Annotated in this window: 3 protein-coding genes and 2 pseudogenes; 4 read left to right on the top strand and 1 reads right to left on the bottom strand. The window is 58.2% G+C overall.

All coding sequences use genetic code 11. The features are described from left to right. The first annotated feature begins 78 nt into the window (after window positions 1-78). Together P7F60_RS30630 and P7F60_RS30625 are read left to right on the top strand one after the other, a co-directional pair. Window positions 79-453 carry a tyrosine-type recombinase/integrase gene (locus P7F60_RS30630; RefSeq protein WP_277921223.1) on the top strand — a complete coding sequence of 125 codons (375 nt, stop codon included), beginning with the start codon at window positions 79-81 and terminating at the stop codon, window positions 451-453. A 110-nt stretch (window positions 454-563) separates the two neighbouring features. Further along, window positions 564-863: pseudogene (locus P7F60_RS30625) on the top strand (zincin-like metallopeptidase domain-containing protein); the annotation flags it as partial. 3 nt (window positions 864-866) lie between these two features. On the opposite strand, the gene P7F60_RS30620 reads toward P7F60_RS30625, so the two are convergent. Beyond that, window positions 867-1,040, bottom strand: a complete 174-nt coding sequence (locus tag P7F60_RS30620) for a hypothetical protein (RefSeq protein WP_277921222.1) — start codon at window positions 1,038-1,040, stop codon at window positions 867-869. A gap of 498 nt (window positions 1,041-1,538) precedes the next feature. Here P7F60_RS30620 and P7F60_RS30615 point away from each other — a divergent pair. Both P7F60_RS30615 and P7F60_RS30610 read left to right on the top strand, forming a co-directional pair. Continuing rightward, window positions 1,539-1,688, top strand: a pseudogene (locus tag P7F60_RS30615) (DUF736 family protein); the annotation flags it as partial. Between the two features lie 128 nt (window positions 1,689-1,816). Next, window positions 1,817-4,303 (top strand): DEAD/DEAH box helicase, encoded by a 2,487-nt coding sequence (locus tag P7F60_RS30610; RefSeq protein WP_277921221.1) that lies wholly within the window; start codon window positions 1,817-1,819, stop codon window positions 4,301-4,303. Window positions 4,304-4,382: the final 79 nt, after the last annotated feature.

The following is a 4,382-nucleotide window of genomic DNA, read 5'->3' as shown; positions in this document are numbered from 1 at the left end:
AATAGTGGCCGGCTTCAAATCGGAACGGTGGCCGGTAATTAATCGGAATGCCGGCCGGCTTCAGACCGGAATCCGCAGATTGGGAAACGACATGACAGTGACAGTCCCGTATTCCCCTCAATCCGGGGAGAACGGCTTAGTCGTGATGCGTTGGAACATTTGGTGCGTAAACATTGCCTCAAGGCTTCACGAGCATGTCCGAGCCTCGGAAGCAAACGAGTGACACCGCATACCTTGCGCCACAGCACGGCGATGGAGCTACTGCATCACGGGGTCGATCAATCTGTGATCGCACTTTGGCTTGGGCATGAATCCGTGGAGACGACCCAGATTTATATCCACGCCGACATGCGCTTGAAGGAAAAAGCCCTTTCTCAGATCACCAGCCCGAAAACTCATCCAGGGCGATATCGACCCAACGACGAACTGCTCGCATTCCTTGAGTCACTCTGATTATGCCGAACCGTCGCGTGGCCGATAGGAGAAGTCTCATCCTTGAAAATCGGCCATGCGGCATAATCGGACTTACGGCATAATGCAATTTATGCCGATATCGGCATAAAACTCACTGGACGGCGGCGGAACATCGCGTCGGCCGTGACCTGTCGCGCTATGCAAAGGACAGGACGGAACGAGCCCGTGAAGAGCTCATCGCCGAGCTAGGCAGTTGCTTCCTTTGCGCCGATCTCGGCATTGCGCCGGAGCTTGAGCCACGACCCGATCATGCGTCCTACCTGCAGTCCTGGTTGTCGATCCTTGCCAACGACAAGCGGGCCATCTTCCAGGCGGCGGCGCATGCTCAGCGCGCGGTGAGTTTCCTGCATTCCTTGCAGCCGGAAGCGGGTCTCAAGGCTGCGGCTTAAGGCTCAGGCGCGGTCATCACCGCCGGTGGCGGCCGCTTCTTCCGTATCACGCTGATCTTGGAGACCTTGTGCGATGTCAGTGTCCAGCTTTCCCCAGATCGACGGTTTCAGAACGTCGGGTTTCGGTTTGCGGGACGGTTTGCGTTCGATGATGAACGGCTTGGTCTGCTGACGCATTGATCCTCCAGGCTGCGATTCGCGAGCGCAACGATATCGCACCACGCATGGCAGGCAAGTCGGACCACGGTTGCAGGTGACCCATTCCCCAACCGAAGCAGGCTCCGACGACGGAACAAGCGGAGCATGATCCAGGTTGCCATTCTTCCCACGGGCAAATGCGGTGAGCGCCATTGCCATATCCCTTCACGACAGAGTTTCCGGCAACCCATCTGCGGGCTCGATGGGGCATGTCTGACCGGAGACCGGCTGCGCCTCGATCGTCTTCCCGCAACGACAAGGCTTAAGATTACTTACCCCGGATCCCTCACGGGCTCCTCCTCTCCCACTAAAAAATCTGCGACTTGTCGCCCTCCATTGCATTGCGGCCCAATCGCCACCCCAACGCGCAGGCGCGCTGGGGACCCCGGCTGGGTGCGGTCCGATCGTCCCCAGTCTTTGCGACTGCCATCGAGGCCGCGATGGGCGCGGCCCGAACACGAGAAAAGGAATACGACAATGGCGACTATCGGCACCTTCACTTCCGAAAAGAACGGCTTCACCGGCTCTATTCGCACTCTCGCCTTGAACGTCAAAGCCCGCATCGCGCGGGTTGAAAATCCCTTCGACAAGGGCCCGCAGTTCCGCGTCTATGCCGGAAGCGTTGATTATGCTGAGACGGTGATTATGCAGAGTGCTGGTCGCTGAAGGCCGGATTTGCCGGCGATTTCGGCGGTTTCTGCTCCGCATAATCCCGGAGGCTGATATCGATAGTGCGTCTTAAAATGCAGACGCCTTTGGCCTATGCTGATCCCACGATCATTTTGTCGAAAGCTGCAAAGTTGGCGGAAAAGAATGATGCATGGGAGAACATTGCTCGCATTCGACGGCGGTTAGCTGAACTGAATGACGAGCGCATGGTGCTTGAACGCGAGCTGGAAGCGTTTGAGCAGCAGCTGATTTCCGATAGTCAGGTCCTCGCAGAGAAGCCAGTCTTCGCCAGCGGTCCTGTGACCAACAGCTCACCATCGATGGAAAAAGTGGAGTTGTTTCGCCAGCTGTTTGCCGGGCGTCCCGACGTCTTCCCGGTTCGCTGGAACAACAAGAAGGATGGACGCTCCGGCTATTCACCGGCCTGTTCTAATGAGTGGGCGAAAGGAATCTGCGGCAAGCCGAAGGTGAAATGTGGGGACTGCCCGCATCAGGCGTTCATCCCATATTCCGAGGATGTCATCGAAAAGCACCTTCGTGGCGGGGATGCCCGTTCAAGCGACTTTGTTGCCGGCGTATATCCATTGCTGCAAGACGAAACATGCTGGTTCCTGGCTGCTGACTTCGACAAGGAAAGCTGGGTAGACGATACCAGAGCCCTGCTCGCCACCTGTCGTGCAAAAGGAATTGCCGCAGCCCTCGAACGGTCGAGGTCGGGAAACGGCGGCCATGTCTGGATATTCTTCTCAGAACCCGTTCCCGCGAAGATCGCCCGGCAATTTGGTGCCGCGCTGATCACAGAGACGATGGAGAACCGTCCCGAGATCGGCTTCACGTCTTATGACCGTTTCTTTCCCAACCAGGATACGATGCCACTTGGCGGCTTCGGCAATCTGATCGCGCTTCCCCTACAAAGGAAAGCCCGCGAAAATGGAAACAGCGTTTTTGTCGATGGCGACCTGCAACCCTACGATGACCAGTGGGCATACCTGTCGTCTTTGCCCAGGTTGTCGGCGGACGAAGTCTTCAGGATCGCTGACGAAGCTGAATTGTCGGGGCGGGTCCTGGGCGTCCGGATGCCAGTCGATGACGAGCATGCCGATGAGCCGTGGAAGATGTTGCCGTCACGTCGGAGCGAGCCGCGGCCAATAGAAGCTGTGATCCCGCAAAGCATCAAGGTCGTGATCGCCGATCAGGTCTACATCGATAGGACGGAGCTGCCGCCTGCGCTGATCGCACAGTTCGTGCGTCTGGCAGCGTTCCAAAATCCGGAATTCTATCGCGCACAAGCAATGCGACTGCCGACATTCGGCAAGCCGCGGATCATCTCATGCGCCGAACTTCATCCACGCCATGTCGCTCTACCACGAGGCTGTTTCGACGAAGCAATCGAGCTCATCGAGAGGCATGGTTCGACCGCCGTTTTAGAGGATCATCGCGAAGATGGGGCTGCGCTACCTGTCGGTGTTGCGTTCCAGGGCGAACTGCGGCGGCCCCAGTCGATGGCCTTTAATGCTCTTGTCGCCCACGACACCGGGGTGCTTGCCGCCACGACGGCCTTTGGCAAGACGGTTGTCGCAGCCGCGCTTATCGCACATCGGGCGCGCAACGCGTTGGTTCTTGTCCATCGCCGGGAGCTTCTGATCCAATGGGTGGAGCGCCTGAGTTCCTTCCTGAACATCGACCCAAAGCAGATCGGCATCATCGGTGGCGGGAAAAGGAAGCCAACAGGGATCATCGACGTGGCGCTTATCCAGAGCCTGGTTCGGAATGGCGAGGTCGATGACGTCGTCGGCAATTACGGTCATCTGATTGTCGACGAATGCCACCATCTGTCCGCTGCGAGCTTTGAGCTTGTCGCTCGCAGATCCAAGGCGCGATATGTCGTCGGCCTATCTGCCACCGTTGCCCGAAAGGACGGTCATCATCCGATCATCTTCATGCAATGCGGCCCCGTTCGCCATCGGGTCGATGCGAGGGTGCAGGCCGCTGAACGTGGCATTCGCCATCGTGCGCGTGATAGATCGACGAAATTTGAGTTGCCAGCGTCACTCGCCTCGGCCGAGCGCCCGTCAATGCCAGCGATCTATGCGGCCCTTGCGCAGGACCAAGGCCGGAATGACCTGATATTCGATGACGTGTTGAAATGCCTCGAGGCCAAACGTTCGCCTATCCTGCTGACGGAGCGGAAGGATCACCTCGATTACCTCCAGCAGAAGTTCTCGCCGTTCGTGAAAAATCTGGTGGTGCTGCGCGGTGGCATGTCGGCGAAGGATCGCAAGCAAGCCAACTCGGCGTTGAATGTCGCAGACGATGATGAGCGCCTGATACTGGCGATAGGCCGCTATATCGGTGAGGGCTTCGATGACGCCCGGCTCGACACGCTTTTCCTGACCATGCCGATTGCCTGGAAGGGAACTCTGGCGCAGTATGTCGGCCGTCTGCATCGCCAGCATGATGGGAAGCGGGACGTTTTGGTCGTCGACTATGTCGATAACACCGTTCCCGTTCTGGCCCGGATGGCCGCAAAGCGACGCGTGGGTTATCGCGCGCTGGGATATGTGATCGAATGAGGGCGCCCCGCTGTGTGCGGAGCGCCTTGGTGGTGGTTAGCGGGACCAGATGAGCTTGTGCTCGCCCTTGTCGCCCTGG

The organism is Rhizobium sp. YJ-22, from assembly GCF_029601685.1.
Classification (GTDB): domain Bacteria; phylum Pseudomonadota; class Alphaproteobacteria; order Rhizobiales; family Rhizobiaceae; genus Metarhizobium.
This window is presented reverse-complemented; position numbering and strand designations above follow the sequence as displayed.

What these genes read in the sequence shown, in the direction of transcription:
- P7F60_RS30620 (WP_277921222.1), bottom strand. Translation starts at nt 1,040, where the DNA reads ATGCGTCAGCAGACCAAGCCGTTCATCATCGAACGCAAACCGTCCCGC.